The sequence below is a fragment of the Streptomyces sp. genome, assembly GCF_031178505.1.
GTDB lineage: Bacteria > Actinomycetota > Actinomycetes > Streptomycetales > Streptomycetaceae > Streptomyces > Streptomyces gulbargensis.
This window is the reverse complement of the sequence record NZ_JAPSIW010000534.1, coordinates 1-5,051: the sequence shown is the minus strand read 5'-3', so window position 1 is coordinate 5,051 and position 5,051 is coordinate 1. Positions and strand designations below refer to the sequence as shown.

Sequence of the window (5,051 nt, the reverse complement as noted above, 5' to 3'; positions counted from 1 at the left end):
CGGGCGGGGCGGCCTCGTCGGCCCCGCCCGTCAGCGGCGGTCGAAGGCGAACAGCTGCCCCGCGGCGTCGGGGGCGCACGGCGCCTGGGCCAGCCTCGCCCCGGCGGCGGCGCGGTCGCCGACGACGGTGACGCAGCTGCCGGGCGTCGCCGAGCCGGCCGGCACGATGCGGTGGCCCCGTACCGGGCTCCCGTACGGCTCCAGGGTGAAGCTCTCCACCCGGCTCGGGTCGCCGCACTCGGAGTCCTCGAACGCGGCGTCCGGTATCCGGCCGCCCGAGGGGATGCCGGAGCAGCCGATGCCCAGGTCGGCGTGGTCCGAGACGATCCGCCACCGTCCGCCGCCCAGATCCTTCAGCGAGTAGCGCGGCACCTCCACCTCCGCGCAGGGCAGCTGGTGGATCTGGCCGCTGCGCGTACCGCGCCGCTCCCCCAGACAGAGGTCCGGGCCGACCACCCGGATGGTCACGTCACCGGCGGCGGGTGCGGGACCGGGCCCTGACCGGGGCGGATGGGCGGCGCCGCCGTCCCGTACGAAGGTGATCACGCTGAGGGCGGCGAGCACCAGTCCGGCGAGGGCGACGGCTCCGACGAGCACCCGGGCCATCCGGGCCCGGGCCGGCGCCGCCCCCTCCCCGGTCTCACCGGCCTCCCTGCGCTCCCCCCGCTCCCCGGTCCCGGGGATCTCCGGACCCTCCCGGGCCTCAGGGGTCTCGGAGTTCTCCAGGGCCCCGGGGGCGCCGGCGGCGGGCGGCTCCTGCGGCCGGGGCTCGTACACCCCGTGGAGCGCCAGCTCCTTCCGTACCGCCAGCCAGTCCTCCAGGGCGCCGGACGGCGCTCCGCAGGCGCGGACGAAGACCGTGAGGAGCTCCTCGCGGGGCAGGGTGGTGCGGGCCAGCATGTTGGCGACCGTGGAGCGGGGCAGCACGTCCCCGCGCTCCCCGGCCCGGGCGGACAGCTCACGGTAGGTGAGACCGGACCAGTCCTTGAGCGCCTGGAGCCCGGCGAGGAACTCGGCGGTGCTGCCTGCCTCCCGCGGGTCGGGAGCCCGTTCCCCCGAGGTCATGCGCCTCTCCCCCCTTCGCCGGACAGGGTTGGGACATGTCCGGGACAGGCCCCAAGCCTTGTTGATCGGGCCCGCGGGCTCAAGAGTGGAATCAGGTATTTCCGGCCGGCCCGGAAGTGCCGTCCGGAAAGCGGAGTGGCCCCGACCGTCCACGGGGGTACGGTCGGGGCCACTCGACGCGGAGATACCGGAGGACCGGCGGGCTCAGGCCCCCGGGGCGCAGGGGGCCTCCGCCGGAGGACCGTCCGTCAGAAGACCGACTCGGCCTCGCGCATGCGGTCCTCCGGGACGGTCTTCAGGCGGGTCACGGCCTCCGCCAGCGGCACCATCACCACGTCCGTGCCGCGCAGTGCCGTCATCCTGCCGAAGTCGCCGCGGTGCGCGGCCTCCACCGCGTGCCAGCCGAAGCGGGTCGCGAGGACGCGGTCGTACGGCGTGGGCGTGCCGCCGCGCTGCACGTGCCCGAGGATGACCGGCCGGGCCTCCTTGCCGAGGCGCTTCTCGAGTTCCACGGCGAGGCGGTTGCCGATGCCCTGGAAGCGCTCGTGGCCGTACTGGTCGATCTCGCCCTTCTGGTAGTCCATCGAGCCCTCGACCGGGTGGGCGCCCTCGGCGACGCAGATGACGGCGAACTTCTTGCCGCGCGCGAAGCGTTCCTCGACCATCTTGACGAGGTCGTCGACCTCGAAGGGGCGCTCCGGGAGGCAGATGCCGTGGGCGCCGCCGGCCATGCCGGACTCCAGCGCGATCCAGCCGGCGTGGCGGCCCATCACCTCGACGACCATCACGCGCTGGTGGGACTCGGCGGTGGTCTTGAGGCGGTCCATGGCCTCGGTGGCGACGCCGACGGCGGTGTCGAAGCCGAAGGTGCGGTCGGTGGAGGAGATGTCGTTGTCGATGGTCTTCGGGACGCCGACGACGGGCATGCCGGCGTCGGACAGCATCCGGGCGGCGGTCAGGGTGCCCTCGCCGCCGATCGGGATGAGGACGTCGATGCCGTAGGTGCGGGCCAGGTCGGAGGCGGACTCGGCGGCCTCGCGGAGCCGGTTGCGTTCCAGGCGGGCGGAGCCGAGGATCGTGCCGCCGCGGGCGAGGATGCCGCTGACCGCGTTGAGGTCGAGGGGGCGGTAGTGGCCGTCGAGGAGCCCCTTGAACCCGTCCTCGAAGCCGATGACCTCGTCGCCGTGGCCGGTCAGCGCCCGGTGCACGACCGACCGGATCACTGCGTTCAGGCCGGGGCAGTCGCCGCCTGCGGTGAGAACTCCGATGCGCATCGTGCTGTGTCTCCTGCTCGGTCGCGGTCCTTTGAGCCACCGCAATTCTCACACGCCGGGCCTGACGGCCGCTCTCGGCGCGGCGGCGCGCACCCCCCGCCACCGCCCTCGCGGCGTCCCCTCCGCGTCCCGTTCGCGTCCCCGCCATGTTCTCCCCGCGTCCCCGTCACGGCCCCGTCACCCTTCCCGTGGAGGGGGCGCGGAGGCCTTGCGGCCCACGGTCCGGGGCCTTTGGTCCGGCGGGCGTCGTACCCAGATGCGGGGGTATTGTCAAGGGGGTAATGCCGCCCTATCGGTGTGTTCTGCGCACCGGAGATTGACCCAGGGGACGAGCCCCGTACCGCAGGACTGGACAGGAGACCACGGCGTGACGCGCAGCGTGTACGTGACCGGGATCGACCGCGGGGACGGCCGCCAGGTCGTCGAGCTGGGAGTCATGGAGCTCCTCACCCGCCAGGTGGACCGGGTGGGGGTGTTCCGGCCGCTCGTGCACGACGGACCCGACCGCCTGTTCGAGCTGCTGCGGGCGCGCTACCGGCTCTCCCAGGACCCCGCGACCGTCTACGGCATGGACTACCACGAGGCCTCCGCGCTCCAGGCCGAGCGGGGCACCGACGAACTGGTCTCCCGCCTCGTCGACCGCTTCCACGCGGTGGCCCGCGACTACGAGGTCGTCCTCGTCCTCGGTACGGACTTCGCGGCCACCCAGCTCCCCGACGAGCTGGCGCTCAACGCCCGCCTGGCCAACGAGTTCGGCGCCTCGGTCATCCCCGTGGTGGGCGGCAAGGGCCAGCCGGCCGAGTCCGTACGGGCCGAGGCGCGCAACGCCTTCCGGGCGTACGACGGCCTCGGCTGCGACGTGCTCGCGATGGTCGTCAACCGGGTGGCGGCCGAGGACCGGGAGGCCCTCGCCGAGCGGCTCGGCACCCGGCTGCCCGTCCCCTGCTACGTCCTGCCGGACGAGCCCGCGCTCGCCGCGCCCACCGTCGCCCAGATCACCCACGCGCTCGGCGCCACCGTCGTCCTCGGCGACGACGCGGGGCTCGCCCGGGACGCCCTGGACTTCGTCTTCGGCGGCGCGATGCTGCCGAACTTCCTGAACGCCCTGACCCCGGGTTGCCTCGTGGTGACCCCCGGGGACCGGGCCGACCTGGTCGTCGGCGCGCTCGCCGCCCACTCGGCCGGCACCCCGCCCATCGCCGGCGTGCTGCTCACGCTCAACGAGCGGCCGAGCGAGGAGATCCTGACCCTGGCGGCCCGGCTCGCGCCGGGCACGCCGGTCATCTCCGTGCCCGGCAACAGTTTCCCGACCGCCGCCGAGCTCTTCGCGCTCGAGGGCAAGCTGAACGCGGCCACCCCGCGCAAGGCGGAGACCGCGCTCGGCCTGTTCGAGCGGCATGTGGACACCGCCGACCTGCTCAAGCGGGTCTCGGTGGCCCGCAGCGGCCGCGTCACCCCGATGATGTTCGAGCACGAGCTGCTGGAGCAGGCGCGCGCCGACCGCCGCCGGGTGGTGCTCCCCGAGGGCACCGAGGAGCGGGTGCTGCGCGCCGCCGACGTCCTCATCCGCCGGGACGTCTGCGACCTGACCCTGCTCGGTGACGTCGAGACCATCCGCAGGAAGGCCGCCGACCTGAGCGTGAACCTGGGCGACACGCAGCTGATCGACCCGCAGGCCTCGGAGCTGCGGGACGCGTTCGCCGAGAAGTACGCGGCGCTGCGCGCCCACAAGGGCGTCAGCGTGGAGCTCGCGTACGACGTCGTCTCGGACGTGAACTACTTCGGCACGCTCATGGTGCAGGAGGGGCTGGCCGACGGCATGGTCTCCGGCTCCGTGCACTCCACGGCGGCGACCATCCGGCCCGCCTTCGAGATCATCAAGACGAAGCCGGACGCGTCGATCGTCTCCTCCGTCTTCTTCATGTGCCTCGCCGACAAGGTGCTGGTGTACGGCGACTGCGCGGTCAACCCCGACCCGGACGCGGAGCAGCTCGCCGACATCGCCGTCCAGTCGGCGGCGACCGCGGCCCGCTTCGGCGTGGAGCCGAGGATCGCCATGCTGTCCTACTCGACGGGCACCTCCGGCTCGGGCGCCGACGTCGACAAGGTGCGGGAGGCGACCAAGCTGGTCCGGGAGTCCCGGCCGGACCTGCGGATCGAGGGCCCGATCCAGTACGACGCGGCGGTCGAGCCGTCCGTCGCCGCGACCAAGCTGCCGGAGTCGGAGGTGGCGGGTCAGGCGACCGTGCTGATCTTCCCGGACCTGAACACCGGCAACAACACGTACAAGGCGGTGCAGCGGTCGGCCGGCGCCGTGGCCGTGGGCCCGGTCCTGCAGGGCCTGCGCAAGCCGGTGAACGACCTCTCGCGCGGCGCGCTCGTCAGCGACATCGTGAACACCGTCGCCATCACGGCGATCCAGTCCCAGGATCCCGCCGCGTCCGCCCCGTCCGTGTCCTCCGTCCAGGGTCAGGAGCTTCCCGCATGACCGCCCCCACCCCCGCCGCCTCCCCCTCTTCCTCCGGTTCCGCCGCGGATTCCTCTCCCGCCGCCTCCGCCGCTCCCTCCGCTTCCTCCTCCACGTCGGCTCCCTCCCGGGTCCTCGTCCTCAACTCCGGCTCCTCGTCGGTGAAGTACCAGCTGCTCGACATGGAGGACGGCGCGCGGCTCGCGGCCGGCCTGGTGGAGCGCATCGGCGAGGAGACCTCGCGG

General features: G+C 73.6%; 3 protein-coding genes and 1 pseudogene. 2 read left to right on the top strand and 2 right to left on the bottom strand.

What is annotated here, in order from left to right; translation table 11 throughout:
* Window positions 1-30: 30 nt before the first annotated feature.
* Both RIF68_RS27090 and RIF68_RS27085 read right to left on the bottom strand, forming a co-directional pair.
* Window positions 31-1,065 carry a hypothetical protein gene (locus RIF68_RS27090; RefSeq protein WP_309053922.1) on the bottom strand — a complete coding sequence of 345 codons (1,035 nt, stop codon included), beginning with the start codon at window positions 1,063-1,065 and terminating at the stop codon, window positions 31-33.
* A 248-nt stretch (window positions 1,066-1,313) separates the two neighbouring features.
* The gene (locus RIF68_RS27085) at window positions 1,314-2,339 is read right to left on the bottom strand and encodes an ATP-dependent 6-phosphofructokinase (RefSeq protein ID WP_309053921.1); all 1,026 of its coding nucleotides are present in this window, start codon (window positions 2,337-2,339) and stop codon (window positions 1,314-1,316) included.
* 367 nt (window positions 2,340-2,706) lie between these two features.
* On the opposite strand from RIF68_RS27085, the gene pta reads away from it, so the two are divergent.
* Window positions 2,707-4,827, top strand: a complete 2,121-nt coding sequence (gene pta, locus RIF68_RS27080) for a phosphate acetyltransferase (protein ID WP_309053920.1) — start codon at window positions 2,707-2,709, stop codon at window positions 4,825-4,827.
* Window positions 4,824-5,051 (top strand): annotated as a pseudogene (locus RIF68_RS27075) (hypothetical protein); the annotation flags it as partial. The gene pta and the pseudogene RIF68_RS27075, both read left to right, overlap by 4 nt.

What these genes read in the sequence shown, in the direction of transcription:
- RIF68_RS27085 (WP_309053921.1), bottom strand. Translation starts at nt 2,339, where the DNA reads ATGCGCATCGGAGTTCTCACCGCAGGCGGCGACTGCCCCGGCCTGAAC.
- RIF68_RS27090 (WP_309053922.1), bottom strand. Translation starts at nt 1,065, where the DNA reads ATGACCTCGGGGGAACGGGCTCCCGACCCGCGGGAGGCAGGCAGCACC.